This is a genomic window from Pseudomonas sp. NPDC089741 (genome assembly GCF_044748825.1).
Lineage (GTDB): Bacteria > Pseudomonadota > Gammaproteobacteria > Pseudomonadales > Pseudomonadaceae > Aquipseudomonas > Aquipseudomonas helmanticensis.
In genome coordinates this window covers 133,740-159,317 of the sequence record NZ_JBIVGT010000006.1, presented here as the reverse complement: position 1 = coordinate 159,317, position 25,578 = coordinate 133,740, and the positions used below count along the sequence as shown (strand labels likewise).

Genomic DNA, 25,578 nt, shown 5'->3' with positions numbered 1-25,578 from the left:
CGATAAGCACTGGTGACGATTAAGCAAAGCAGCTTTACCGGCAATTTACCTTCAACTTACGTTTCAAGGTGTGAGGCAAAACACTGATACACAAATGAAAACGGCCTGGACAGGGCCAGGCCGTTAACAATTGTAAAGCGTTTGTTTCAGAACACTTATTTCAACACAGCAAGGGCTGCATCGTAGTTTGGTTCTTCAGCGATTTCCTTGACCAGTTCGCTGTGCAGGACGTTGTCGTTTTCGTCCAGAACCACTACCGCGCGGGCGGTCAGGCCTTTCAGCGGGCCGTCAGCAATGGCCACGCCGTAGTTTTCGATGAACTCGGCGCCGCGCAGGGTCGACAGGTTCTGCACGTTTTCCAGGCCTTCAGCGCCGCAGAAGCGTGCCTGGGCGAACGGCAGGTCAGCCGAAATGCACAGCACTACCGTGTTGGCCACTTCGTTGGCCTGGGCGTTGAACTTGCGCACGGAAGTGGCGCAGGTCGGAGTGTCGACGCTTGGGAAGATGTTCAGCACTTTGCGCTTGCCGGCAAAGTCTTTCAGGGTGACATCGGACAGATTGCCGGCAACCAGAGAAAAGGCTGGCGCCTTGGAACCGGCTTGTGGCAGTTGGCCGTTGACTTGAACCGGATTGCCTTTAAGGGTGACTTGAGCCATGACTTGAGTCCTTCTGATGTTTTGATTGGAAAGCATGCAAGAGGCGGAAGTTAACCACGAAATTGTCCGACGACCTATGCCCTGCCTGGAAAATTGTTGGGGGACTGCACGAAAAATTGTATACAAAACCAAACGCATTACCTGTAGGAGTGAGCCTGCTCGCGATGGCGGTGTATCAGTCAACATCTGCGTGTATGACACGCCGCCATCGCGAGCAGGCTCACTCCTACAATTAGATTTGAGGCGTTATCGGAGCAGTTGCAGCATGTTGCGATGCCGCACCTGAAAAATCCGCCGCATATAAGCGTCCACCAACACACGCTCGCTGAACGCTCCGCCAATCGCCAAATACGTCACCCGGTCGGTATAAAGCGTGCCGCCCTCTCCCGCGGCTACCCGATGTTCATGACGAAAGGCACGCAGCGGCCCCTTGAGCATTTCATCAATGAAATGTGCCTCACCCACTTCGCGGATCAGCACCGTCCAGGTCGCCGGAATCAGGTTGAACATCCAGTGCCGAAAGCGAAACTGCCGCCCGGCTTCGATACGCAAATTGTTCAGATCGACATCGCCCAGCGGTGTGATGCGCTCCGGGAATATCTTCGGGAAATTCGTCCCGTCCAGACAAAAGTCGAGCACTTCGGCCGGTGTGCGGGCGGGAATCAATGTGCTGAGTTCGAGGATTGGCATGGCCGACACATTCCGTAGGCAGGGATGCTTGTTAAAACGCAGGTCTGCATCTTTTATTTACAAGCCTGTCGATTCAACCCCGGCCCGTTCGACTAAACAACGAATCCCCACAATCCACGGAGTAACCCGCCATGCGATTCATGATCCTTGTCAAAGCCAGCGCCGATTCGGAAGCCGGCATCATGCCCAGCGAAGAACTGATCACCGCCATGGGCAACTTCAACGAAGAACTGGTCAAGGCCGGCATCCTGATCGATTGCGATGGCCTGCATCCGAGCAGCAAAGGCGCCCGCGTACGCTTCTCCGGGGACAAACGCACGGTCATCGACGGGCCGTTCATCGAGACCAAAGAACTGGTGGCGGGCTACTGGATTTGGGAAGTGAAATCGAAGGAAGAAGCCATCGAATGGGTCAAGCGTTGCCCCAATCCGATGCCGGGCGATTCTGAAATCGAAATCCGCCAGATATTTTCTGCCGAAGACTTCGGCGCCGAATTCACCCCCGAAGCCCGCGCGCAAGAAGAACGCATCCGCGAACAGGCCAAGAAAAACGGCTAAACCGGATATCCCGATGTAGGAGCTGCCGAAGGCTGCGATCTTTTGATTCTGCTTTTAGAACACAAAATCAATAGATCGCAGCCTCGTTTTACTCGCCAGCTACAGAATCATCAGTCGGGCATCGATCGGATGATGTCGGCCAGATCATCCTTGGTTATTTCATTGGCCTTGATCGCAGCGGCGACATCTTCTTTGGAAAGCGGAAAACGTTTGAAAATTTCTTTCAAGGTTTCCTCATTAACATTGGCCAGCCAGAGCGGATTGATAAATGAGCCGCCATACTCAGGCTTCATGGGTACTTCTTCGTGTGCTATTGCACCTTTATGGTTGAAATACACGACATAACGGTCGTGCCCTTCAGGAAAGCTTTTATCGTAATAAAGCGTGGTACCCAAAGGCAGTAAAGAGTAGATCTCGTCGCCATTTGGCCCTTCAATCAGTAACGGCTCTTGGGTTTTGATGATTTTCATATCGTGCCCCTTCCCGATATCACCAAAAATCAGAAAAGCCAAAAAACCGCGTTGACGGATAAAACTGCTACCAGCCATACGCTAATCCGCCTGTTTGTAACCATTTCCCTTATCAAGCCTTTACTCCTGCAATTGTCACGGTTATGCCCAAACGTCTTTCAAGGGACGCTCTGCGTTCCAGCTTGCGAATTTGCCGCAGAGCCTCAAGGGCTGCATTCCCACGCTGAGCGTGGGAATGCTCATTCAAGAGCGATCAGTTCTTGAGCTCGACGTGATCCAAGGCTTGATTCACCGCGAGTTCACCCAGCATGACGACCTGTGCAATACCCAGCGCGGTCTTGCGCTGTGAGGTTTCCAACGAGGCGGCGAAGTTCATCAGCATCTCGCTGGCCGAGCCGAGGGTTTCGCTGGCGTTGGCGAGCAGGGATTCGGTGTTTTACCTGGGATTGGCGAGGTACATGGGTTCCGGCTCGTTGGCGCTGGACATGATGCGGGCAGCGGCGACCCGGTCGACCCGAAGGTCTCCCGCGCACAGCCGCCATAACGGAGTGCACACATTCGAAGTGCGCAAGGATACGTTATGAAAGGCGTGTACGCGCCACTAATACCCGTCGGGGTTTCCAGTCCCGGTCGCTGATTTGGCAGCGACGAACACAGGCTAGAGACCCGACGTCCGACGGACAACCTGAAAACCTTGTGGGAACGTTCCGCAAATTCGAAACAACATTTAAACATCCCGAATTGAAATACGTATAGGTAGGAGCTGCCGAAGGCTCGCGATCGGCCGATCTTTTATGTTGATCTACAAAAACAAGATCAAAAGATCGCAGCCTGCGGCAGCTCCATGGGCATTTTTGTGAACACAACTTGGTTGTGATCCCGTACACAAAACCAAAGAATTAATCCATTCGACTGGCTAACCCCCGATTAGCTGCTAGCTTCAAACGGACGTGTCCTACAGGCTTGATAAGAAAGGGATTACGCCGTAACGGCCGACAAGTGCCGAGTTGTCCATAAGCCACCAGGGAATCGGGGATGATGTTCAATCGAGTGGGAAAAACTCTGTTTCTGGCGAGTTCGCTGGCGGCTGCGTGCAGCGCTCAAGCGGATAACGCCGAGGATTCGAACAAAAGCAACAACCCGTTGAACGTCGCTCCGGGTGCCAACCTGCAGGATTACTACACGCCCAGGCTTTACGACAGCAACGTGCATACCAATGACGTGTTGCTGCGCGGCACCTTGCCGATCGCGCCGAATGACTTTATCGGTGTGCCGCAACTGATCCGCGCCACCCTGCCGATCAGCACCCGCCCCGACCCGCACAACGGTTACAGCACCGGCATCGGCGATCTGAACCTGTTCGACATCTTCATTCTGAAAACCGAAGGCGTGCAATTAGGCATTGGCCCACTGATCACTGCGCCGACGGCTGAACAGGACGAACTCGGCACTGGCAAATGGCAAGGCGGCCTCGCCGCAGTGGCTATCGACGCTTCGCCGCGCGGCTTGCTCGGCGCACTGGTGCAATACCAAAGTTCGTTTGCCGGCGACAGCGATCGCGCGCACGTCGAGAGCGCAACGATGCAGCCATTCATCATCCATAACCTGGAAAAAGGCTGGTACTTGCGCTCCACCGGCACCTGGACTTTCGACCTGAAAAACGACACCCACTACATCCCCATCGGCCTCGGTGTGGGCAAAGCCTGGAAGTCCGGCAGCAACATCCTCAACGCCTTCGTCGAGCCGCAGTGGACAGTCGACCGCAAAGGCGACGGACTGCCGCAGTTCGTCGTGTACACAGGCATTAACGTGACATTCGGCAAGTAAGGAAAACGCCATGCAAGGAGCCATCAAAGCCGCCGGATATAGCCTGATGACGATGTTCGTCAGTTGCGGCGTCGGTGCCCAGGGTTTCACCGCCAGCCCCGAAGAGGCACGCGCAATTGCCAAGGAAGCTTACCTCTATGGCTTCCCGGTCGTGGAGATGTACAAGACCCTCTACACCCAGGCCATCGACAGCAAAAGCCCGAACTACAAGGCACCGTTCAACCGGATCGGCAACACGGCGAAAGCTTTTACCGCCAAGGACACCGCATTCGTCACACCCAACGCCGACACGCCTTACTCGTTCGTCTGGATGGACCTGCGCAGCGAGCCGCTGATCCTGTCCTTGCCGCCCATCGAAGAGCACCGCTATTACTCGGTGCAGCTGATCGACGCCTATACACAGAACTTCGCCTACCTGGGCACCCGCAGTACCGGCAACAACGGCGGTCACTTCATGATTGCCGGCCCCGAATGGCAAGGTCAGCAACCGGTGAATATCGACCGTCTGCTGCGCAGCGAGAGCAATATCACCTACGCGCTGTATCGCACCCAACTGTTCGACGACAAGGACCTGACCAAGGTCAAGCAGATCCAGCAAGGCTACAAGGTCGAAACCCTCAGCCATTACCTCAAGCAGAAAGCCCCGGCGCCTGCACCAAAAGTCAGTTGGCCGAAACCGACGCCGACCATGAGTGAAACGCCGGATCTGTTCCGCTACCTGAACTTCATGCTGGCCTTCGCCCCGCCGCAGGACGTCGAGAAAGACCTGTTGGCGCGTTTCGCCAAAATCGGTATCGGCGCCGGCGCACCGTTCGACGTGAAGAAACTCAGCACCGAACAACGCAAGGCGCTGGAGGACGGCATCGGCGACGCCAAAGCCGAGTTCGCCGGGTTCAAGAAGGACAAGGTCGATAGCCATCAGGTCAGCAGCGGCGATTTCTTCGGCACCCGCGACCACCTCAAGGGCAATTACCTGTATCGCTATGCCGGGGCCAACATGGGCATCTTCGGCAACTCCGCCGAGGAAGCCAATTACATCGGCTACTTCGTCGACAAAGACGGTCAACCCGCCGATGCGTCGAAACACGATTACACCCTGCATTTCGACAAAGGCGCCCTGCCCCCGGCTGACGCTTTCTGGTCGCTGACGATGTATGACGGCAAAAACAAATTGCTCGTGGCCAACCCGCTCAATCGGTACCTGATCAACTCGCGGATGCTGCCGGATCTTGCGCTCGACGCCGACGGCGGACTGACCCTGTACGTGCAGCACGCCAACCCTGGCAAGGACAAGCAGATCAATTGGCTGCCGGCACCCAACGGACCGTTCTACGGGATTTTGCGTCTTTACCTGCCGAAACCGGAGGTGGCCAGTGGCGAATGGAAAATGCCCCTGCTCGATCCGGTCAATTCAAAACAATAAGCGGAGCTTTTGATGGTCAAGCCTTACGTTGTGCGTCCGCTGTTGGCGCTGTGCATGATCGGCAGTCCTCTGCTTTACGCGGCAGAGGGCGGCGTGGGCCGGCCGATTACCGGGCAGCAAGTGTTTTCCAACGCGGGAGTTGTGCCGCCTGAGCCCGGCTGGATCATGTCGCTGACCAGCATCTGGTACGACGGCTCGCTCAAGGGCAGCTCCGGAGCGCCGATCTCCGGCGCTGTCAGTGGCGGGATCGACATGAAAGTCTCCTACACCATGGGCAATTTCACCCACGTCTGGGATACCGGCAAAGGTCGCTGGAATTACGCCTCGGCGATCGGCGTGCCGGTGCAGTACACCGACATCAAAGCCAGCATCACCGGCCCGCGCGGACGGACGCTGGGTGACAGCGATTCCGGCACGCAATTCGCCGACGCGCTGATCACCCCGATTGCCGCCGGTTATCACTTCGATGAGTTCAACCACATCTCGTTTTCGCTGCCGATCTACGTGCCTACGGGTGCCTATAACAAAGATCGTCTGGCCAACCCGGGCCAGAACAATTACACGTTCATGCCGACCGTGGCGTTCACTCATCTGGACGGCAAGGGTGGTGAGTTCAGCCTGATGAGCGCGTTCGAGCGCTACACCGAAAACGACGCGACCGATTACCGCAACGGCAACATCTTCCGCCTCGATGCGCTGTGGACCCACGGCTTCGGCGAAGGCTGGAACGCCGGTGTCGCCGCCGGTTATATCCAGCAACTGACTGACGACAAAGGCCAGACTGCCAATACCTTCAACGGCTATCGCGGACGTTCGGTCGGTGCCGGGCCGGTGATCGGCTGGGCCGGTAAATTCGCTGACGCCCAGGCCAACATCAGCGCCCGCTGGGTGCCGGAGTTCGACACCAAGAATCGTCCCGAAGGCAACGGCTTCAGCGTCAACCTGACCCTCGCGTTTTTCTAGACCGGACACAAAGGACTGCTGCCATGACTGCTCTTACCGACCTCAACGCCCTGCAAGCCAGCATCGCCGAAGCGGTGCTCGGCCAGGATCAAGTCATTCGGCAGATCCTCCTCGGTCTGTTGGCCAATGGGCATTTGCTTCTGGAAAGTTTGCCGGGGCTGGCCAAGACCCGCACGGTCAAGGCACTGGCCAAGCACCTCGATGCGAAGATGAGCCGCATCCAGTTCACCCCCGACCTGTTGCCCTCGGACATCACCGGGGCCGAGGTGCTGCATCAGGTCGAAGGCAAGAACGAAATCCGCTTTCAGCCTGGCCCGCTGTTCGGCAATCTGATTCTTGCCGACGAGATCAACCGCGCGCCGGCGAAGGTCCAGGCAGCGTTGCTCGAAGCCATGGAAGAGCGGCAGATCACCGTCGCCGGCAACAGCCATGCGCTGCCGGAGCTGTTTATCGTGGTGGCGACGCAAAATCCGATTGAACAGGAAGGCACCTATCCGTTGCCGGAAGCGCAGATGGACCGGTTCCTGATGAAGGTTCTGCTCGATTACCCGAGCGCCGAAAACGAGAGTCAGGTGTTGCGTTTGCTGCGCAACGAAGAGTTCGCCCAGGGTGCCAGCACCACGCCGGTGAAGGGCTTCAGCCTGTCGCAGGAAGTGATCTTCGCGGCGCGCAAAGAGGTCAGCGCCGTGCATGTATCGCCGGCCATCGACAGCTATCTGATTGATCTGATCAACGCCACCCGCCACCCGGCTGACTACGACGAAGACCTCGCGCGCTGGATCAGCATCGGCGCCAGTCCGCGTGGCGGCATCGGTCTGGATCGTTGCTCGCGCGCCGATGCGTGGTTGCAAGGCCAGGATTTCGTTTCGCCGGACAACGTCCGCGCGGTGGTGCATCCGGTGTTGCGTCATCGCCTGCAGCTGAGCTACGACGCGGTGGCCGATGGCGTCAGCGCCGATCAGGTGCTCGACCGGATTCTCGACAAAGTGGCGATTCCGGCATGAACGACGAAGGGCTGGTCTACGTCTCTCTCGCGCAATTGATGGCGTTGGAGTTCAAGGCCCGCGACCTGAGTTTTCTTGCCCGCCAGCCGCAGGGCAGCATTCTTGCCGGCAATCATGCTTCGCGCCTGCGTGGCCGTGGCTTGAACTTCGATGAGCTGCGCCGTTATCAGCCCGGCGATGATTTGCGCCACCTCGACTGGCGCGCCTCGCTGCGCACCGGCAAACCGGTGGTGCGCACCTTCACTGAGGAGCGTGACCGCCCGGCGTTGATCGTGGTTGATCAACGCATGTCGATGTTCTTCGGCTCGCAACGCAGCTTCAAATCCGCCGTGGCCGCCGAGCTCGCGGCACTTGCAGCGTGGATGGTGTTCCATGCCGGCGACCGGGTCGGCGGTCTGGTGTTCAATGACCAGCGTATCGACAGCATCGCGCCGCTGCGCAGTCGCAAGCGAGTCGAGGCGTTGCTCAGTCGCGTGGCCGAACAGAACCGCGCCTTGAACGCCGGTAACCGCGATGCCGAGGACGAGGATCAACTGGACAAGGTCTTGCAGCGTTGCCTCGCCGTGGCCGGGCACGATCATCTGATCTGCATCGTCAGCGATTTCGCCGGCGCCGGTGAACGCACCTTGCAACTGATGCGGCAACTGTCGGCGCATAACGATGTGATCGCCCTGCAAGTCTACGATCCACTCGCGCTGAAGCTGCCGAACAACGGCCGCTTGCTGGTCACCCAGGGTGAACTGCAGGTGGAGCTGGCCATCGAAAAACGCAACGTGCATCAGCCGCTGGGGGATTTTCTCAGCGGTCGTCTCAAGGACGTCGCCACCCTGCTGCGGCGCAGTCAGGTGCCGCTGATGATGATCAGTACCGCCGAAGAAGCCCATGAACAACTGCGCGCCGAACTGGGCAAGAAAGCGGGAGCGCGACGGTGAATCCGAATATCCCCAGCATCGACCAGCTCAAGGAGTTGGGCTTGCCCGCGCCGGTCAGTTATGCGCCGCAGACGTGGGGTTGGTGGGTGTTGCTGGGGGTTTTGCTGGTGCTCACGCTGATTATCGCTGTCCGCCGTTATCGGCAATGGCAGCGTGATCAGTATCGGCGTGAAGCCCTGGCGCGACTGGAGCAGTTGCGCAGCCGTAGCGACGACCTCAATGCCTTGCGCGAATTGCCGGAGTTGCTCAAACGCGTGGCCCTGTCGATGCCCACACAATCCCCGAGCTGGAACCCGATCTCTGTAGGAGTGAGCCTGCTCGCGATAGCGTCATCACGTTCAACACATTCATCGACTGACCGGACGCCATCGCGAGCAGGCTCACTCCTACAGGGTTCTGCGGCGCTTGGGCGCGAGGATTGGCAAGTCTTTTTGCAGCAACACTGTAGGAAACCGCTGCCGGCAAACTTCAGCGCGCAACTGGCACAACTCGCCTACGCGCCGGACGAGGTCTTGCGCGCCCTCCCCGCGCCGCAGCGACAGAGCCTATTCGAGACCTGCCAGGACTGGGTGGAGCATCATCATGTGGCAGCTTGATTATCCGTGGCTGTTGTTGCTGCTGCCGCTGCCTTGGTTGGCCTACCGGTACCTGCCCGCCTACAACGAAGCACGCAGCGCGGTGCGTGTGCCGTTTTTCAGCGCGATGAGCCGCGCAGTCGGCGAAGCACCGAGTAACGTCGGCAGTCGACGCAATGCCTGGCAGTTACTGCTCAATGTACTGGTATGGGCACTGATCCTGCTGGCAGTTGCACGGCCGGTGTTCGTCGAAAAACCCATCGAACGCCAGCAACCGGTGCGCGACCTGATGCTCGCCATCGACATTTCGCAGTCGATGGAAACCGAAGACTTCACCAACGCCAACGGGGAAAAGATCAATCGCCTCGCTGCCGTCAAAGAAGTCGTGCAAGGCTTTATCGACAAGCGCAAGGACGACCGCCTCGGCCTGATCGTCTTCGGCAGCGGTGCTTATCCGCAGGCGCCATTGACCCTCGATCACGCCAGCCTGTCGCTATTGCTGGCCGACACCGGCATCGGCATGGCCGGCCCCAACACCGCGATCGGCGACGCTATCGGCCTCAGTCTGAAGTTGCTCGACCAAGCCCACGAACAGGAAAAAGTCCTCATCCTGCTCACCGATGGCAACGACACCAGCAGCGCCATCACCCCGGATCATGCCGCCGAAATGGCCGCCAACAAAGGCGTGATCATTCACACCATCGGTATTGGCGACCCGAGCGCCGCCGGTGAGGCCAAGGTCAATCTGGCGGGGCTTGAACAGATCGCCCGCACCACCGGCGGCCAGTTCTTTCGCGCCGAAGACCGCAGCGCGCTGGATCGGGTCTACAGCACCCTCGATCAACTGACGCCGCATCAGGTGAAAACCTTCCGCCACCAGCCACAGCGCGAATTGTTTTATTGGCCGCTGGGCGCGGCGCTGCTGTTGCTCGCGGTGTATCAGCTTGGCGCGCTGTTGCGCCCGCGCCTGGCGAGCGCACGGCAAAGGCAGGAGGCCTGAGATGGACATCAATCTCAGCGACTTGCATTTCCTCCGGCCGCTATGGCTGCTGCTCGCGGTGTTCGGCGCGCTGTTGCCGCTGATCTGGCGCCGCAGCCGTGACCTGCAACGACGGCTACGCGGCAACATCGCCGAACATCTGCTGCCGCACCTGTTGGTCACCCCGCAGGATCATCAACGGCTGCGTCCGGTGCATCTGCTCTGCGCGCTGTTGATCCTCGGTGCACTCGCGGCGGCCGGACCGACCTGGGAACAGGATCGCCCGGACTTTCTCGAGAATCGTGCGCCGTTGATTGTCGCGGTGGATCTGTCGCCGTCGATGGACGCCAGCGATCTCCAGCCGACGCGCCTGGAGGCAGCCAAGCACAAGCTGCACGACCTGATCCAGCGTCGTGCCGGCGCACGCACCGCGCTGATCGCCTATGCCGGCAGCGCGCATCTGGTGTTACCGCCGACGGACGACCCGGCGCTGCTCGACACCTTCATTCAGGCCTTGAGCACCGGGTTGATCGATAAACCGGGCAAGGATGTCGGCGCGGTGATTGATCAAGCCAAGCGCCTGCTCAGTGCCGAGAAAACTCCTGGCAGCCTGCTGCTGATCACCGACGGCGCCGATACCGCGCAACTCGACAGCCTCGACAAACGCCTCAGCGGCAGTCAGCTGCAAGTGCTGGTATTGGCGGTGGGCAGTGAGGACGGCGGGATCGTTAACGGTGCCAACGGCCAACCGAAAATCGATAGCAACGGGCGACCGATACTCGGCAGTTTCGATCAAGCGGCAATCAAGCAGTTGGCTTCGGCTGTCGGTGCACCGCTCGGCAGCCTGACCCTCAAAGACGATGACCTGGACTGGATCGAGTTGCATGCACAAGCGCACTTTCAGAGTGCCAGCGCCGAACAGCGTGAACTGCACTGGAAAGATGCCGGTTACTGGCTGTGCTGGCCGCTGTTGCTGCTGGCGTTGTTCAGCGTGCGCAAGGGCTGGAGCGTCAACTGGATGCCGGCGTTAATACTGGCCGCAGGCCTTGGCTGGCCATCGGCACCGGCGCAGGCCAATGCCTTGACCGATGCGTTTTTCACCCGTGACCAGCAAGGTCGCTGGGCCTTCGAGCACGAACACTGGCCGCAGGCTGCGGCTCTGTTTGTCGACCCGTACTGGAAAGGTGTCGCCGCCTATCACGCCGCGGACTACGACCTCGCACTCGCGACATTTGCGCGACTGGACACGCCGCAGGCGTACTTCTATCTGGGCAATATCTACGTGCGCCGCTTCAAGTTCGATGAGGCGATAGCCGCCTATACGCAAGCCTTGAAACTGCAACCGCAGTTCGCCGAAGCGACGGCCAATCTGGCGCTGGCGCAGGCTTTGTTGAAAGACACCGAAAGCGCCGAGAAGAATGCACCGCAGACCAAGCCCGACGAGGTGAAATTCGACAAGGCACCGGGCAAGGGCCAGAGCAAAAAAGTTGCGACCGAGCAGGCCGCGTCCGATGCGCTGTGGTTGCAGAACCTGACCACCTCACCGGCGAAGTTTCTCAAGCAGAAGTTCAGCTTGCAGGATCAGCAGGGAGCGAAGCCATGAATCGTCTAAACCCGGCTACTGCCATCGCTGGCAAGCCAGCTCCCACAGGGATTTGCGATGGTTTCACTGGTTTTGTTCACACTGCATCCCCGTGTGGGAGCTGGCTTGCCAGCGATGGGGCCCGGGCAATCACCACAAGATTCGGCGCTTTGCTGCTGACTGGCATTTTCAGCCTCAACGCCTTGGCCGCCGATCCGCAACTCAAAGTCCAGGCCCACCTGCAACCCGCCGAGGGCGCCATGGTCGGCGGTCTGGTCGAGTTGCAAGTCGATGTCCTCACCGACACCTGGTTCACCAGCGGTGCCACCCTGCCCGACCTCAAGCTCGATGGCGCATTGGTGATGCCACCAGACGGCCAGGCCCAACATCTCAATCAAACCATTGACGGCCAGTCCTTCAGCGGTCTGCGCTACAGCTACCTGATCACCCCGAACGTCGCGCAAGGCGTCGACATTCCGGCGCTGACCGTGCGCGCCACACCCGGCCAGGCCACGAAGGAAATCAGCGCACAGAGTCAGCCCGTGCATTTCAGCGCCGCCCAGCCGCCCGGTTTCAAACCCGGGGAAACGCCGCTGGTTGCGACCGGTCTGCGCTTCACGCAAAACATCGTCAACTCGGCGACCCCGCTGAAAGTCGGCGACAGCATTACCCGCCAGTTGACCCTGCAAGCCGACGGCACATTGGCGATGGCCCTGCCCGCACCGGTGCTGGGTGAAGTTGCCGGTTTGAGCCACTATGTGAAAACCCCGCAAGTCACCAGCCTCGATGACGGTCGCGGTGACATTCTGGGTGGGCAGCGCATCGACGCTGTCAGCTACCGCATCGACAAGACCGGCGCCTACACCCTGCCGGCGATCGCGGTGAAGTGGTGGGATTCGGGCGCCAGACAGACGCGCACCACCCAAGTGCCGGCAGTGACGTTCGAAGCGGCAGCCAACAGCGCTTACAAACCAGTGTTCTCGATCGCCGAGGACCTCAAGCAAATCGGCCAGAATCGCCTGTACTTCTCTGCGCGCTGGCTGGTGTGGTTGACCCTGCTCGTCGTCCTTGTCGGTGCAAGTTATGTCTGCCGTCCGCGAATGACTCGCGCCTGGCAACAATGGCAAGCGCGCAAACACGCCAGGCAACTGGCCTGGAAGCAATCACCTGACTACGCCTGGCAGCACATCAACGGCGAACTTCAAGCCAAGCCGCCACAACTGACGGCGCTGTATCTATGGCTGCGGCGCAGTCGGCTGGGCCTGAAACTGGTCGATGCCGGCCCACGCCTGCAAGGACTGTTACGCGGGCTTTACGGTCGCCAGCCAACCGCCGAGCAAACACTTGTTCAACTGCGCGAATCCTTGACTACGCTTCACAGTCAGGTCCAACAGCAGCAGGTAAAACCGGCGTCAGCCCTGCGCCCGCTCAATCCCGTTCACGAGAAGGATTTCCCATGACGAACCCGATGCTGTACCGCCAACGTTTCGGACTCGCCCTGCTGTTCAGCCTGGCGTTGCCCCTGCTCGCGCAGGCCAGCGAGCCACTGCCATCGTGGAACGACGGGCCAGCCAAAAAGAGCATTATCGAGTTCGTACAAACGGTCACTGACCAAAGCAGCAAGGACTTCGTCAAACCGGCCGAGCGCATCGCCGTGTTCGATAACGACGGCACCTTGTGGAGCGAGCAGCCGATGTATTTCGAGTTGCTGTTTGCGCTGGACGAGGTCAAACGCACGGCCGCACAGCACCCGGAATGGAAAACCACCCAGCCTTTCAAAGCGGTCCTTGAAAACGACCACAAAGCCCTCGCCGCGGCGGGCATGGATGGCTTATTGAAAATCGTCGGCGCAACCCACACCGGCATGACCACCGAGGCGTTCGACGACTACGCCAAGACCTGGCTGAGTCAGGCGCGCCATCCGAAAACCGGTAAACCCTACACCGAAATGATCTTCCAGCCGATGCTGGAAATGCTCGACTACCTGCGCAGCCAGGACTTCAAGACCTACATCGTTTCCGGCGGCGATACGGCGTTCATGCGTGCGTTTGCCGAGAAGGTCTACGGCATCCCGCCGGAACAGGTGATCGGCACCACGTTCATCACTTCCTACCAATTCAAGGACGGCCGGGCGTCGATCCTGCGCACACCGAAACTCGCGCACAACGACGATGGCCCGGGCAAACCGGAAAGCATCGATGCGGTCATCGGTCGGCGGCCGATCCTCGCCTTCGGCAACTCCGACGGTGACCTGCAAATGCTCCAGTGGACTGCCGCAGGTTCCGGCAAGCGTTTCATGGGCCTGGTGCACCACACCGACGCCAAGCGCGAGTGGGCCTATGACCGCAAATCCGATATCGGGCGGCTCGATAAGGCCCTCGACGAAGCAAATTCCCGTGGCTGGACCGTGGTCGACATGGCGTCCGAATGGCGCCGGATCTACCCGTTCGAGTCACCGGTCTCCGAGCAGGTGCAATAAGAAAAGCGTGCTGCAGGACTGCAATAAACGTAAGTCGCAATAAACGACCCCCGCGAAAAGGAGCAAGTCAGATGACTCGCATACGCAAGTGGCTACCGAAATTCGCCCTGGTGGCAACCTCGGTGATGGCGCTGTCGGCAACTGCCACAGCGGCTGAAAAACCCAACATTCTGGTGATCTTCGGCGATGACATCGGCCAGACCAACATCAGCGCCTATTCGATGGGCGTTGTGGGCTACAAAACGCCGAACATCGACCGCATCGCCAAAGAAGGCATGATGTTCACCGATTACTATGCGGAGAACAGTTGCACGGCCGGGCGATCCTCGTTCATCACCGGACAGACGCCACTGCGTACCGGCCTGTCGAAAGTCGGCATTCCGGGCGCCCCCGTGGGCCTGCAAAAGCGCGATATCACCATCGCCCAGGCACTCAAGTCCCAAGGCTACGCCACCGGTCAGTTCGGCAAGAACCACTTGGGCGACAAGGACGAGTACCTGCCGACCAACCACGGTTTCGATGAATTTTTCGGCAACCTGTATCACCTCAACGCCGAAGAGGAGCCGGAGCGTCCATACTGGCCCAAGGATGACCCCGACTTCGTCAAGGCAACCTCCCCGCGTGGTGTGATCCACAGTTTTGCCGACGGCAAGATTGAAGATACCGGCGCGTTGACCGCCAAACGCATGGAAACTATCGACGACGAAACCACTGCTGCTGCACAGGCGTTCATCGAGAAACAGGCCAAGGCGGACAAACCGTTCTTCGTCTGGATGAACACCACGCGCATGCACTTGTTCACCCACGTGCGTGATTCGATGAAGGGCCAGAGCGGCATGCCCGGCAACGAATACGCGGACGGCATGGTCGAGCACGACGGCGACGTCGGCAAACTGCTGAAAACCCTCGACGACCTGAAAATCACCGACAACACCATCGTCGTCTATACCACCGACAACGGCCCGAACCAGTTCTCCTGGCCGGACGCGGCGACCACGCCGTTCCGCAACGAGAAGAACTCCAACTGGGAAGGTGCGTACCGGGTGCCGGCGATGGTTCGCTGGCCGGGTAAAATCAAACCGGGTGAAGTGTCCAACGAGCTGTTCTCCGGTCTCGACTGGTTCCCGACGCTGCTTGCGGCTGCCGGTGAAACCGATGTGGCGAACAAGTTGCTCAAGGGCTGGGCGCCGACTTCCGGCGGCACCAACTTCAAAGTGCATCTGGACGGCTACAACCAACTGCCTTACTTGACCGGCCAGAGCCCTAAGAGTGAGCGGAAGGAGTTCTACTACTTCAACGATGACGGCGTGCTGGTGTCGATGCGATTCGGCAACTGGAAAGCCGTATTCTGCGAACAGCGTGCACCGGGCGGTTTCAAAGTCTGGAGCGAGCCGTTCGTATGCCTGCGCGTACCGAAAATCTTCAACCTGCGCATGGACCCGTATGAACGTGCCGATATCGTTTCGGACCAGTATTACGACTGGACGACGAAAAACGTTTATCTGACCGAGATGGCCGTAGGCAAGTCCGCAGCGTTCCTGCAGACCTTTGTCGAATACCCGCCAAGCCAGAGACCGGCCAGCTTCAGTGTTGACCAGATCCGTGCTGCGGTAGACGCGAAAATCGCCGAAAAAATGAAAGCACAACCTGCACAGTAAGACCGCAAGACTGCCGCCCGCCCTCACCGGCGGGCGGCCTCTATCCCAAACCGGCCGTAACCCTTGCAGGAGCTGCCGCAGGCTGCGATCTTTTGATCCTGATTCTAAAAAAACAAGATCAAAAGATCGCAGCCTTCGGCAGCTCCTACAGGGTGTGCGGTCGGTCATTTTGTATAAGGCAATTCGCATGTCTTCACGTATCGCCAGCAAGTCGTCGGCCGTACCCGTCCCGCACACCGCCACTGCGGCACTGCTGATTCCCGCCCTGCTGCTGTGCATCTCCGGTGCGGCAGCATTGGTCTATCAGGTGCTGTGGATCAAGCAACTGTCGCTGGTGGTCGGCGTCGAGGTCTACGCGATCACCACCGGCATCAGCGCGTTTTTCGCAGGGCTGGCGATGGGTGGCTGGCTGTTCGGGCGTTGGGCCGATCGCTTGCAGCAGCCAGCGTTGCTGTATGCCGGGCTGGAAGTGCTGGTAGCGATTCTCGGCGTCGGTGCGACGTTTGCCATGAGCCTGGCGGCCAGTACGTTTGCCTGGCTGCAAGGCCACGTCGGCATCCTCGCGTGGCTGCTGCCGTTTGCCCTGGTGGGCATTCCGGCGGTATTGATGGGCGGTACGCTGCCGGTGCTGGTGCGTGCGCTGGCGACGGACCCGGGCAAGACCGGCGGTCAGTTGTATGCGGCGAACACGCTGGGCGCGATTGTCGGCACGTTGCTCGCTGCGTTCGTGTTGATCGCCACCCTCGGTGTACGCGGCAGCGCGCTGTTTGCAGCGATGCTCAACCTGCTGGCTGCCGTCGGCGCGTTATGGTTTGCCCGGCAACATCCGCTGCCAGTGACCACCCACGTCAAACATCACGCGGAAAAAGCCCCGGATCGCACTGCACTCTGGTTGTACTCAATCGCTGGCGGCGTAGCGCTGGGCTACGAAGTGGTCTGGTCGCAGTCGATCGTGCAGTTCATGAGCACGCGCACTTATGCGTTTGCCGTGGTGCTGGCGACTTATCTGACCGGGTTATTTATCGGCAGTGCCCTGCTTGCGCGTCGCGTTGAGCGCATCCGCGACCCATGGGGCGTATTCGGTTTGCTGATTGCCGGCGCCGGGCTGATCGCACTGCTGGAGATCGCTGTGCTTGGGCGTTGGCTGGTGATCGCGCAAAGCCAGGCGGAAATGTGGTTGCTGGGTCTCGGCGCCAGTGAGCTGGCCGGCATGAGTGCACGCTTTGGCGTAGCGGCGCTGAGCATCGTATTTGTGCCGACGTTGCTGCTCGGTGCGGCATTCCCGCTGGCCCTGCGCCTGAGTGTTGGTCATGAGCGCGTCGGCCGTGATGTCGGCGCGGTGGTGGCTTTCAATACCTTGGGCGGGATTATCGGCGTGATGCTTTGCGGCTTCCTGTTGATTCCGCTGCTGGGATTGGTGCGTACGCTGGGACTGCTGGCGATTGTCGCGGCGGGCATCGGCTACTTCGCCGTGCGCAAGGGACACCACGTCAAGAAAGGCCGGCGCCAGGCCGTCGTTGCACTGGGACTGGTCTCGGTGGCACTGGCGCTGCTGACCCCGGTCGACAAACTCGCCAGCCTGTTGCCCGGCGCGCGCAACGGCACTCTTTCGTTTTACGAAGAGGGTCGCGGCGGCACCGTGGCGGTGGTGGCTCAAGGTCGCGGCGAAAACACCTTCCACCGTTTGTATATTCAAGGCGTGTCGAACACCGGTGATGCCATGCCATCACTGCGCTACATGCGCGTGCAAGCCTTGCTGCCGTTGCTGATTCACAACGGTGAGCCACGCTCGACGCTGGTGATCGGTTTCGGCACCGGTATAACCGCCGGTGCGATGTTGCGTTATCCCGGGCTGGAGCACCGCGTGGTCGCCGAATTGCTGCCGTCGGTGGTCAAGGCTGCGCCACTGTTCAAAGGCAACTTCAACGCCGCCAGCGATCCCGGCGTCGAGGTACGCCTGCGCGATGGTCGGCAGGAACTGCTGCGCAGCACGCAAGCCTACGACCTGATCACCCTTGAACCACCACCGCCCTCCGCCGCCGGCGTGGTCAATCTGTATTCACGCGACTTCTACCAGTTAGCGGCGAGTCGTCTGGAGCAACAAGGCATCGTCGCGCAATGGCTGCCGCTGCCGACGCAGAACATCGACGACTCGCGTTCGCTGGTGCGCAGTTTCCTTGACGTGTTCCCGTACGCCTCGCTGTGGACCAGCGAGTTCCACGAGATGTTGCTGGTCGGCTCAATGCAGCCGATGCAACTCGACGCGGCGAAAATCACCGCACGATTCCAGCAGGACAGCGTACGCAGCACCTTGCAGGATGTCGGCATCGGCTCGGCCGCTGCGCTGCTCGCGACGTGGGTGACTGATCGCGCCGGGCTTGAACGCTTTGCCGCCGATGCCCTGGCGGTGACCGATGATCAGCCGCGCATCGAATACGCGCCGTGGGTGCGCAGCAAGGAGATCACGCGAGTGCTGCCAGCGTTGCTGGACCTGTATCAGGCGCCGCCGCTGGTGAATGCCGATGCCGGCTTCAACGAGCGCATGGAAACCCATCGCCAGCGTCTGATGCAATTTTACCGGGCGAGCCTGCATGCGTATGACGGCGATCGGGATGCGTGGGGACGGGACATGCGCGAGGTGATGCGCTGGGAGGGTGCGAATCCGTATTTCCGCTGGTTTACCGGGCAATGAATCAGCGCCTGATCCACCGATGAACCTGATAAACCAATCCTGTAGGAGCTGCCGCAGGCTGCGATCTTTTGATCTTTTGATCTTTTGATCTTTTGATCTTTTGATCTTTTGATCTGTTGAACAGCAAGATCAAAAGATCGCAGCCTGCGGCAGCTCCTACATGGGGGTGTGGTTATTTGGATTCGGACTTGAGCTTCAGATACATCTGGTGCATATCCACCGCCCAGCCGTCGATCACCGCTTTGACATCGCTGGCCTTCATCACCTGCGAGTCATTTTCCAGTGGCTTGCCGGTGCCTTTGCGCACCACCTGCGCCACGACCTTGTTGCTGCCGCCATCGAGGAATACCGCCTCGGTGGCCAGGGTGGTTTCCTGATCGCGGATGCCGCTGGCGGTACTGACGGCGGCAGCGACCAGCGCAATCGGGATCACTTCATAAGCATGCAGGCCTTCGGTCTTGCTGCTGACGGCGGTAATGGCCGGACGCACCACGATCACACCAGGGCCGGGGCCGGTGGCCAGCGGCAACGATTTGCCGATTTCACGCTTGAGTGCCTGATCGTAGTAACTGGTGATGCCGTTGAGGGTCTGCTGCGGAATCTTCGCGGTCGGCTGCGGCTTGGGATAGAGCTGGCTTGGTTCGATGTAGACACTGGTGTACTTGTTGATGTCGAATTTAGGGTCCATCCAGCGCATCACCTCGGCACCGGACGGTGACTTGGCCTCCTTCAGTTGGCTGTAGTCCTTGAGGAAGCCCGAATACTCTTTCGGGTCGACGGTTTTGCTGGAGCAGCCCACTACGGCGAGGGTGGCAAAACACAGCGTGCCCATCATTACTGCTAGCTTCATGCTGTAACTCCTGTCAGAAGGCCGAAAACTTTGCCTGGGGGAGTTACAGGTATAGCTAAAACCTCAGCATTTGCGATTGCAAATTACAAAATTCACGCAAGCCTGAGCGACAGATCACAACCGTCATTTGACAGACGCCGGTCATCCGGCAAAGCTGCACCGAGCTTGAACGCACGCCAGTCGGCAAATGCACCTGGACTACGGAAGTCGCAATGCCCAAGCATAAAAATAAAGCAGCACAACCTGACCCTGATTCGACTCGATCTCCACTATCAAAGTATCTGTTCCCGATCACCATTGGCGTGCTGCTGGCCGCCGTGGCGGGGATCGGCTGGTTTCTGTTCAGCCCGGCTCCGGCGACAAAGCCGACCAAGGTGGCGCCGATCAGTGCGCCGGCACCAACGCCGCCCAAGCCGCAACCGGTCGCACTGCAACCGGCAACGATGGTCGACGAACAACAATGCCAGGGCTGCCACACCGAGCAGTTCAAAGACTGGCAAGGCTCGCATCACCAGTTGGCGATGCAGCCGGCGAACGCTGAAACGATGCTCGGCGATTTCAACAACATCACCTTCAAAGCCGAAAACGAGACCACACGTTTCTCGCGCAAGGGCGATCAGTTCTGGGTCAATACGCCAGGCATCGACGGCAAGAATGCCGACTTTAAAGTCGCCTACACCTTCGGCATTGCACCGTTGCAGCAATACTTGATCGAGGTCGGCGAAGGCCGCTTGCAGGCGCTCGGTGTGGCGTGGGATACCGAGAAGCATCGCTGGTTCCACCTCTATCCCGGCCAGGGCGTCAACTTCAAGAATCCGCTGCACTGGAGCAAGCCGAGCCAGAACGCCAACTTCATGTGCGTCGAGTGCCACACCACCGGCTTCAAGCGCCATTTCGATGCCGCGAGCAACACGTTCAACAGCCAGTGGAACAGTCTCGGTGTCGGCTGTCAGGCCTGTCACGGACCGGCGTCCAATCACCTCGAATGGACGGCGAAAAAAACCGACTTGATCCATCAGGGTTTCGACGTCGATCTCAAGGATAAAAACGCCACGGTCGAAATCGAAAGCTGCGCCCGCTGCCATGCGCGGCGCGCGCCGCTGGGCGATGGCTACACGGTCGGCAAGCGCTTGATGGACGATTACCTGCCAAGCACCCTCACCCGCGAACTGTATGCGCTGGACGGCAAGATCAAGGATGAAGTGTTCGAACACGGCTCGTTCCTGCAAAGCAAAATGTTCGACAAGGGGGTGCGTTGCAGCAATTGCCACAACCCGCACAGCAGCGAACTGAAAGCACCGGGCAACGCGGTGTGTCTGCAATGTCACAACACGGCCGGCAAGACTTCGGTCGAAGGCGTTGACGGTAAAGGCCTGCAAGCGAAGAACTACGACTCCATCGAACACACCCGTCACACCATGGGCCAACCCGGTTCGCAGTGCGTCGATTGTCACATGCCCGGCAAGTTCTACATGGGCAACGACTTCCGGCATGACCACAGCTTCAGCATTCCCAACCCGGAACGCGCGCAGAAGCTCGGTACGCCGGACGCCTGCCTGGCCTGTCACCAGGGCAAGGCCGGCGACAAGGTCACCGCGCAATTCAAGCTGTGGAGCGCCTCCACCGCGGCGCAGGCGCCGCGCTACGACGAAAGCCTGTGGCTGATCCGTAATGGCCAGCCCGGCGCTGCCGACGCGCTATATCAGCAGTTACAACGCAGCGATCTGCCGGCAATCCAGCGCGCAACGTTGCTCGCGGAACTGCCGCTGTATCCAAGTGAGCAGGCTTTGAAACTGGCGACACAGGACCTGAAAAATCCGCAGCCACAGGTTCGCGAAAGTGCGGTGCGGGCGATCAGTGCGTTCCTTCCGCCACCGGAACGCGCGCCGCTGCTGACACCGCTGCTGGCCGATCCGGTGAAAGCCGTGCGCATTGTTGCCGCGCGGGATCTGCTCAGTGTCGCGCGTAATGGCCTGGGCACTGCGCAAGCCAATTGGCAAGCGGCAATTGGCGAATACGAGGCGGTACAGAAAAGCCTGCTGGAACGCGCCGAAGCCAATCTGAACCTGGCAATGCTCTATCAGGCCAGTGGCCGCAGTGGCGAGGTTGAAGGCTTGCTGCGCTCGGCGCTCAAGCGCGATGCGGACTTCTACCCGGCGCTGGTGACTTTGGTGCAATGGCTGGAGAGCAATGGTCGCGGTGGTGAAGCGCAAAAACTGCTGGCTGACAGCCTCAAGGAACACCCGGACGCAGCGTTGTTGCAGCACACTCAAGGGTTATCGCTGATCCGCGCCGGCAAGGCTGGCGAGGCCATGGCACCGCTGCGCAAAGCCGCGCAACTGGAGCCGCAGAACGCCCAGTACGGGTATGTGCTGGCGGTGGCGCTGCATGAAAGTGGCAAGGTCGATGAGGCCTGCGCCATCCTCGAAGGCTTGCTCAAGGCGCAACCGGCGAACCGCAATGCACGGTTGTCGCTGATCCAGTGGTATCTCGACAGTGGGCAGGAACCCAAGGCACAAATACTGCTGCAGGGCTGGAAGAAAATGAACATGGGCGATCCCGCGCTGAAATAACCCACATCCCCCCTGTAGGAGCTGCCGCAGGCTGCGATCTGTTGATGTTGGTCTTTAAGATCAACAGATCGCAGCCTGCGGCAGCTCCTACAGGGGTATGGGGTTTACCAGGAGGATTCGCCGCTGCGCAGGGCGATTTCGCGGCGGCTGTGGATGCGCATCGCCTTGATCAGCGACACCGTGCCGACCATCAATATCGCCGCGCCAAACAGGAAATCGATGTTGTACAGCTGGAAGTCCTGCACCGGCCCGATCAACAGCCCGCGCACCACGGCAACGCCGACCAGTGTGGCAAGGAAGTCGATCCCTGGCGCGTCGCGATAGAACACCAGCATCAGCGGCAGGCACAGCACCAGCAGAAGCATCAGCACGACCATCTTGAACGAACCTTTGCGCTCGACGCTGAAGGCACATTCGTGCGGCCCGTAGGCCTTGTAATCTTCGTCGCGGATCATCGGGTTTTGCTCGTTGATGTAATCGACGCGGTTGTACTTCTGGATCGGCGTGAAAGTATTGGACATCTCCATCAGCGTGGTGATGTTCTTGAAACGCAGGTCGATGCGTTCGCTGCCCTTGAGGTAATAGAGCACCGGTTTGTAGCCGTAGCGATAAGTGTCGAACGGGAATTCGCTGACCTGGCCCTGAACGCCGATCGGGCGCGATTCGAGTTGCGTGTAGGCACTTTTGTTGGTCGCCGAGAGGTTGCGACTCAGTGGCTGGAGCTTCACTTGTTCGAGGAAGATCGGCGTGGCGCCGTAGGTCCACTGCAACGGTTCCAGACGCAGGCGCAGTTCGTTGCGGCTGAGGTCATAACGGTTGAAGGTGCGTTCGGAGACCACCAGCGAACCGCTGAGCATGAACTCGCCGCGCAGGTTGTTGGTGACGCGCAAGGTCAGTTGATCCTTGCCCAGCAACGCCGCTTCGTTGGACGGCGGCGTGCCGCACCACGCGGTACTTTCGCCGGCAGCGCCGAGCTGACCGTCGCGGCTTTCCTTGAACACATAAAAGTAACTGGCCCACAGCGTCACCATTAACAGCAATGCTGTGAGACCGAGGATTTTTTTGCCCGGACTCACTGATCAGACTCCCTTCTTCGGTTCCATCGTCCAGCCGAAAACCCGCTGGCGACGGCGACTCTACCAAAAGGCCATCACTGACCCAAGGGAAAATGCCCAATCCATGAGGTTTCTAAGGGTTTCCCCGGTGCGTAATAACGACATAAAACCTCTGTGGCGAGGGGGCTTGCCCCCGTTCGGCTGCGCAGCAGTCGCAAACCCGGTTGCTGTCAAATGACTGACACACCGCATGTACCGGGGACAGAGGCTACTTCGTAGCCTGACGGGGGCAAGCCCCCTCGCCACAAAAGCACGGCATGACCCCTGTAGGAGCTGCCGCAGGCTGCGATCTTTTAAAGCGTCAGCGTCTTCGGAACAGTGGGCGTGGTTCGATGACTGAGCGGCCGTAGAGTACGCTCATGCCAGCCAACCCCTTCAGTGCATCCTCGGCAGACTTGTCCTCACGCACGGCAAAACTGTCAAAACCGCACTGGCGCATGTGGCTGAGCTGATCGCGCAACACATCGCCAATCGCGCGCAACTCGCCGGTCCAGCCGAACCGACTGCGCAGCAGATAGGCCTGGCTATACGCCCGACCATCACGAAAACTCGGGAAATCCAGCGCGATCAGCGGCAACGAACCCAGCCACGGCACCAGACTTTCCACGTCATCCTCCGGGCCGAGCCACACGGCGTGGGTCGCGGGCGATTGCAGCCAATGCGCCAGGGGCAAAATCTGCAGCCCCGAAGGCCTGGCCGCCAAAGGATCACGCACCAGCGTCCACGGATCATCGTGCACCAGCCGCGCCACACCCTGCTCCAGCCGCAGCAAATTGTTCATGCCATTGCCTCCAGCGTCTTCGGGTAGACCCGTTCCTTGAACGGCTCGAGGCCAATCCGCGCGACGGTGTCGACAAACAATTCTTCGTGCTCGCGATAACGGACAAAGGTGCCGATGATCCGCTCGATCACCTGCGGCACCTCGGCGGCGCTGAACGACGGGCCGATCACTTTACCCAGCGCACTGTTTTTGCCCTGTGCGCCGCCCAGGGTGATCTGGTACCACTCGCTGCCATTCTTGTCGACGCCGAGGATGCCGATATTGCCGATGTGGTGATGACCGCAAGCGTTCATGCAACCGGAGATGTTCAGGCTGATATCGCCCAAGTCGTGCAGGTAATCGAGGTTATCGAAACGTGCCTGGATCGCCTGGGCAATCGGGATCGACTTGGCATTCGCCAAGGCGCAGAAATCGCCGCCGGGGCAGGCAATGATGTCGGTGAGCAAGCCGACGTTAGCGCTGCCCAGATCGTGTTTGCACGCCAATTGCCACAGGGCATGCAGTTCGGATTTCGGCACATCCGGCAGGACGATGTTCTGCTCGTGGGCAATACGAATCTCGCCGAAACCGAAACGCTGCGACCAGTCGGCCACCGCCAGCATCTGCGCACCGGTGACGTCCCCCGGCGGCGAAGCCATGCCCGGTTTGGTCGACAGCACCACACTGGTGTAACCCGCCACCTTGTGCGGCTGCACATTGCGCGCGACCCAACGCGCGAACGCCGGGCTCTCGGCCAGGCGCGTGCCGAAATCCAGATCGGTGTCGGCCAGCACGCGGTAAGTCGGCGGTACGAAGGCACTGGCTACCCGCTGGTATTCAGTCTCGGTCAACTGCGCCGGACCGTCCTTGAGGTGCTGCCATTCCTCTTCGACTTCCCTGGCGAACGCCTCGATGCCGAGTGCCTTGACCAGAATCTTGATTCGCGCCTTGTACTTGTTGTCGCGCCGGCCATGACGGTTGTACACGCGCAAAACGGCCTCGACGTACGACAGCAGATGCTGCCACGGCAAACCTTCGCGGATTTGCAAACCGAGGATCGGCGTACGCCCCAAACCACCGCCGACGATCACCCGCAGGAGCATTTGCCCGTCGCGAGCGGGGTAAAGATACAGGCCGATGTCGTGCATCATGATCGCCGCGCGATCCTGCTTCGCCGAGCAGATGGCGATCTTGAATTTACGCGGCAGAAACAGGAACTCCGGGTTGATCGTCGACCACTGCCGGAGGATCTCGGCCAGCGGTCGCGGGTCGATCAGCTCATCTGCCGCAACCCCGGCAAACGCTTCCGTGGTGATGTTGCGCACGCAGTTGCCGGAGGTCTGGATCGCGTGCATGTTGACCTGAGCAAGGCGTTCGAGGATGTCCGGCACCTCGGCCAGTTCGATCCAGTTGAACTGCATGTTCTGCCGCGTGGTGAAGTGGCCGTAACCGCGGTCGTAATCGCTGGCAATGCTCGCCAATGTGCGCATCTGCTCGGCGCTGAGTGTGCCGTAAGGAATCGCCACCCGCAGCATGTACGCGTGTTTTTGCAGGTACAAGCCGTTTTGCAGGCGCAGCGGCAGGAACTCCTCTTCGCTCAATTCCCCGGCCATGAAGCGCTCGACCTGATCGCGAAACTGCGCGACGCGCTCGAACACCAGCGCCCGGTCGTAATCATCGTATTGATACATGCACACCTCATCAGAATTGATCACGGATCAAAACTGTGGGAGCGAGCCTGCTCGCGAATGCGGAGTGTCAGGCAACGGATTTGTTGTCTGACACTCCGCATT

Annotated in this window: 21 protein-coding genes and 1 pseudogene; 14 read left to right on the top strand and 8 right to left on the bottom strand. The window is 59.7% G+C overall.

Annotated elements, in window-relative coordinates:
- Positions 1–155: 155 nt before the first annotated feature.
- Both tpx and ACIPZE_RS09215 read right to left on the bottom strand, forming a co-directional pair.
- The gene (gene tpx / locus ACIPZE_RS09220) at positions 156–656 is read right to left on the bottom strand and encodes a thiol peroxidase (RefSeq protein WP_008086450.1); all 501 of its coding nucleotides are present in this window, start codon (positions 654–656) and stop codon (positions 156–158) included.
- Between the two features lie 246 nt (positions 657–902).
- Positions 903–1,346 (bottom strand): polyketide cyclase, encoded by a 444-nt coding sequence (locus ACIPZE_RS09215; protein WP_400772537.1) that lies wholly within the window; start codon positions 1,344–1,346, stop codon positions 903–905.
- Between the two features lie 131 nt (positions 1,347–1,477).
- Here ACIPZE_RS09215 and ACIPZE_RS09210 point away from each other — a divergent pair, with 131 nt between their 5' ends.
- Positions 1,478–1,903 carry a YciI family protein gene (locus ACIPZE_RS09210; protein ID WP_400772536.1) on the top strand — a complete coding sequence of 142 codons (426 nt, stop codon included), beginning with the start codon at positions 1,478–1,480 and terminating at the stop codon, positions 1,901–1,903.
- A 110-nt stretch (positions 1,904–2,013) separates the two neighbouring features.
- On the opposite strand, the gene ACIPZE_RS09205 is transcribed toward ACIPZE_RS09210, so the two are convergent.
- Both ACIPZE_RS09205 and ACIPZE_RS09200 read right to left on the bottom strand, forming a co-directional pair.
- Entirely contained in the window at positions 2,014–2,451 is a 438-nt protein-coding gene (locus tag ACIPZE_RS09205) for a hypothetical protein (protein ID WP_400772534.1), read from the bottom strand.
- Between the two features lie 175 nt (positions 2,452–2,626).
- Positions 2,627–2,872: pseudogene (locus ACIPZE_RS09200) on the bottom strand (DUF6124 family protein); the annotation flags it as partial.
- 539 nt (positions 2,873–3,411) lie between these two features.
- On the opposite strand from ACIPZE_RS09200, the gene ACIPZE_RS09195 reads away from it, so the two are divergent.
- The 12 genes from ACIPZE_RS09195 (at position 3,412) to ACIPZE_RS09140 (ending at position 18,487) form a co-directional block, all read left to right on the top strand.
- Positions 3,412–4,200: a hypothetical protein gene (locus ACIPZE_RS09195; RefSeq protein WP_400772630.1), complete on the top strand. Its 789-nt coding sequence runs from the start codon at positions 3,412–3,414 to the stop codon at positions 4,198–4,200.
- Positions 4,201–4,210: 10 nt separating this feature from the next.
- Complete coding sequence (locus tag ACIPZE_RS09190; RefSeq protein WP_400772532.1) at positions 4,211–5,623, top strand: DUF1254 domain-containing protein; 1,413 nt, start codon at positions 4,211–4,213, stop codon at positions 5,621–5,623.
- 12 nt (positions 5,624–5,635) lie between these two features.
- A complete protein-coding gene (locus ACIPZE_RS09185) occupies positions 5,636–6,586 on the top strand; it encodes a transporter (RefSeq protein ID WP_129393414.1) in 951 nt (316 codons plus the stop codon).
- Between the two features lie 23 nt (positions 6,587–6,609).
- On the top strand, positions 6,610–7,590 hold the full coding sequence (locus ACIPZE_RS09180; RefSeq protein WP_400772530.1) for an AAA family ATPase: 981 nt from the start codon (positions 6,610–6,612) through the stop codon (positions 7,588–7,590).
- Positions 7,587–8,522 (top strand): DUF58 domain-containing protein, encoded by a 936-nt coding sequence (locus ACIPZE_RS09175; protein ID WP_400772528.1) that lies wholly within the window; start codon positions 7,587–7,589, stop codon positions 8,520–8,522. Before ACIPZE_RS09180 ends, ACIPZE_RS09175 begins: the two co-directional genes overlap by 4 nt.
- Complete coding sequence (locus ACIPZE_RS09170) at positions 8,519–9,118, top strand: DUF4381 domain-containing protein (RefSeq protein ID WP_283436628.1); 600 nt, start codon at positions 8,519–8,521, stop codon at positions 9,116–9,118. The genes ACIPZE_RS09175 and ACIPZE_RS09170 overlap by 4 nt, the downstream gene beginning before the upstream one ends.
- Complete coding sequence (locus tag ACIPZE_RS09165) at positions 9,105–10,097, top strand: vWA domain-containing protein (RefSeq protein ID WP_400772526.1); 993 nt, start codon at positions 9,105–9,107, stop codon at positions 10,095–10,097. Before ACIPZE_RS09170 ends, ACIPZE_RS09165 begins: the two co-directional genes overlap by 14 nt.
- 1 nt (position 10,098) lies before the next feature.
- Positions 10,099–11,679: a VWA domain-containing protein gene (locus tag ACIPZE_RS09160; protein WP_400772524.1), complete on the top strand. Its 1,581-nt coding sequence runs from the start codon at positions 10,099–10,101 to the stop codon at positions 11,677–11,679.
- Positions 11,676–13,118 carry a hypothetical protein gene (locus ACIPZE_RS09155; protein WP_400772523.1) on the top strand — a complete coding sequence of 481 codons (1,443 nt, stop codon included), beginning with the start codon at positions 11,676–11,678 and terminating at the stop codon, positions 13,116–13,118. Before ACIPZE_RS09160 ends, ACIPZE_RS09155 begins: the two co-directional genes overlap by 4 nt.
- Positions 13,115–14,137 carry an HAD family hydrolase gene (locus tag ACIPZE_RS09150; protein ID WP_400772521.1) on the top strand — a complete coding sequence of 341 codons (1,023 nt, stop codon included), beginning with the start codon at positions 13,115–13,117 and terminating at the stop codon, positions 14,135–14,137. Before ACIPZE_RS09155 ends, ACIPZE_RS09150 begins: the two co-directional genes overlap by 4 nt.
- 71 nt (positions 14,138–14,208) lie before the next feature.
- Positions 14,209–15,795, top strand: coding sequence for an arylsulfatase (locus tag ACIPZE_RS09145; protein WP_129393386.1), 1,587 nt, complete (start codon positions 14,209–14,211; stop codon positions 15,793–15,795).
- Between the two features lie 187 nt (positions 15,796–15,982).
- Positions 15,983–18,487 (top strand): fused MFS/spermidine synthase, encoded by a 2,505-nt coding sequence (locus ACIPZE_RS09140; RefSeq protein ID WP_400772519.1) that lies wholly within the window; start codon positions 15,983–15,985, stop codon positions 18,485–18,487.
- 172 nt (positions 18,488–18,659) lie between these two features.
- On the opposite strand, the gene ACIPZE_RS09135 is transcribed toward ACIPZE_RS09140, so the two are convergent.
- Positions 18,660–19,337, bottom strand: coding sequence for a DUF3313 domain-containing protein (locus tag ACIPZE_RS09135; protein WP_283436635.1), 678 nt, complete (start codon positions 19,335–19,337; stop codon positions 18,660–18,662).
- A gap of 212 nt (positions 19,338–19,549) precedes the next feature.
- Between ACIPZE_RS09135 and ACIPZE_RS09130 the strand changes: the two genes are divergently transcribed.
- Positions 19,550–21,910, top strand: a complete 2,361-nt coding sequence (locus ACIPZE_RS09130) for a tetratricopeptide repeat protein (RefSeq protein WP_400772517.1) — start codon at positions 19,550–19,552, stop codon at positions 21,908–21,910.
- Positions 21,911–22,014: 104 nt separating this feature from the next.
- Here the strand turns inward: ACIPZE_RS09130 and ACIPZE_RS09125 are convergent, their stop codons facing one another.
- From ACIPZE_RS09125 to ACIPZE_RS09115, 3 genes are all read right to left on the bottom strand, one after another.
- Complete coding sequence (locus tag ACIPZE_RS09125; protein ID WP_400772515.1) at positions 22,015–22,986, bottom strand: hypothetical protein; 972 nt, start codon at positions 22,984–22,986, stop codon at positions 22,015–22,017.
- 340 nt (positions 22,987–23,326) lie between these two features.
- A complete protein-coding gene (locus tag ACIPZE_RS09120) occupies positions 23,327–23,806 on the bottom strand; it encodes a DUF934 domain-containing protein (RefSeq protein WP_400772513.1) in 480 nt (159 codons plus the stop codon).
- Positions 23,803–25,476 carry a nitrite/sulfite reductase gene (locus ACIPZE_RS09115; RefSeq protein WP_283436639.1) on the bottom strand — a complete coding sequence of 558 codons (1,674 nt, stop codon included), beginning with the start codon at positions 25,474–25,476 and terminating at the stop codon, positions 23,803–23,805. The genes ACIPZE_RS09120 and ACIPZE_RS09115 overlap by 4 nt, the downstream gene beginning before the upstream one ends.
- Positions 25,477–25,578: the final 102 nt, after the last annotated feature.

What these genes read in the sequence shown, in the direction of transcription:
- ACIPZE_RS09140 (WP_400772519.1), top strand. Translation starts at nt 15,983, where the DNA reads ATGTCTTCACGTATCGCCAGCAAGTCGTCGGCCGTACCCGTCCCGCAC.
- ACIPZE_RS09180 (WP_400772530.1), top strand. Translation starts at nt 6,610, where the DNA reads ATGACTGCTCTTACCGACCTCAACGCCCTGCAAGCCAGCATCGCCGAA.
- tpx (WP_008086450.1), bottom strand. Translation starts at nt 656, where the DNA reads ATGGCTCAAGTCACCCTTAAAGGCAATCCGGTTCAAGTCAACGGCCAA.
- ACIPZE_RS09120 (WP_400772513.1), bottom strand. Translation starts at nt 23,806, where the DNA reads ATGAACAATTTGCTGCGGCTGGAGCAGGGTGTGGCGCGGCTGGTGCAC.
- ACIPZE_RS09160 (WP_400772524.1), top strand. Translation starts at nt 10,099, where the DNA reads ATGGACATCAATCTCAGCGACTTGCATTTCCTCCGGCCGCTATGGCTG.
- ACIPZE_RS09115 (WP_283436639.1), bottom strand. Translation starts at nt 25,476, where the DNA reads ATGTATCAATACGATGATTACGACCGGGCGCTGGTGTTCGAGCGCGTC.
- ACIPZE_RS09145 (WP_129393386.1), top strand. Translation starts at nt 14,209, where the DNA reads ATGACTCGCATACGCAAGTGGCTACCGAAATTCGCCCTGGTGGCAACC.
- ACIPZE_RS09165 (WP_400772526.1), top strand. Translation starts at nt 9,105, where the DNA reads ATGTGGCAGCTTGATTATCCGTGGCTGTTGTTGCTGCTGCCGCTGCCT.
- ACIPZE_RS09130 (WP_400772517.1), top strand. Translation starts at nt 19,550, where the DNA reads ATGCCCAAGCATAAAAATAAAGCAGCACAACCTGACCCTGATTCGACT.
- ACIPZE_RS09155 (WP_400772523.1), top strand. Translation starts at nt 11,676, where the DNA reads ATGAATCGTCTAAACCCGGCTACTGCCATCGCTGGCAAGCCAGCTCCC.
- ACIPZE_RS09210 (WP_400772536.1), top strand. Translation starts at nt 1,478, where the DNA reads ATGCGATTCATGATCCTTGTCAAAGCCAGCGCCGATTCGGAAGCCGGC.
- ACIPZE_RS09185 (WP_129393414.1), top strand. Translation starts at nt 5,636, where the DNA reads ATGGTCAAGCCTTACGTTGTGCGTCCGCTGTTGGCGCTGTGCATGATC.
- ACIPZE_RS09195 (WP_400772630.1), top strand. Translation starts at nt 3,412, where the DNA reads ATGTTCAATCGAGTGGGAAAAACTCTGTTTCTGGCGAGTTCGCTGGCG.
- ACIPZE_RS09175 (WP_400772528.1), top strand. Translation starts at nt 7,587, where the DNA reads ATGAACGACGAAGGGCTGGTCTACGTCTCTCTCGCGCAATTGATGGCG.
- ACIPZE_RS09215 (WP_400772537.1), bottom strand. Translation starts at nt 1,346, where the DNA reads ATGCCAATCCTCGAACTCAGCACATTGATTCCCGCCCGCACACCGGCC.
- ACIPZE_RS09190 (WP_400772532.1), top strand. Translation starts at nt 4,211, where the DNA reads ATGCAAGGAGCCATCAAAGCCGCCGGATATAGCCTGATGACGATGTTC.
- ACIPZE_RS09135 (WP_283436635.1), bottom strand. Translation starts at nt 19,337, where the DNA reads ATGAAGCTAGCAGTAATGATGGGCACGCTGTGTTTTGCCACCCTCGCC.
- ACIPZE_RS09150 (WP_400772521.1), top strand. Translation starts at nt 13,115, where the DNA reads ATGACGAACCCGATGCTGTACCGCCAACGTTTCGGACTCGCCCTGCTG.
- ACIPZE_RS09205 (WP_400772534.1), bottom strand. Translation starts at nt 2,451, where the DNA reads ATGGCTGGTAGCAGTTTTATCCGTCAACGCGGTTTTTTGGCTTTTCTG.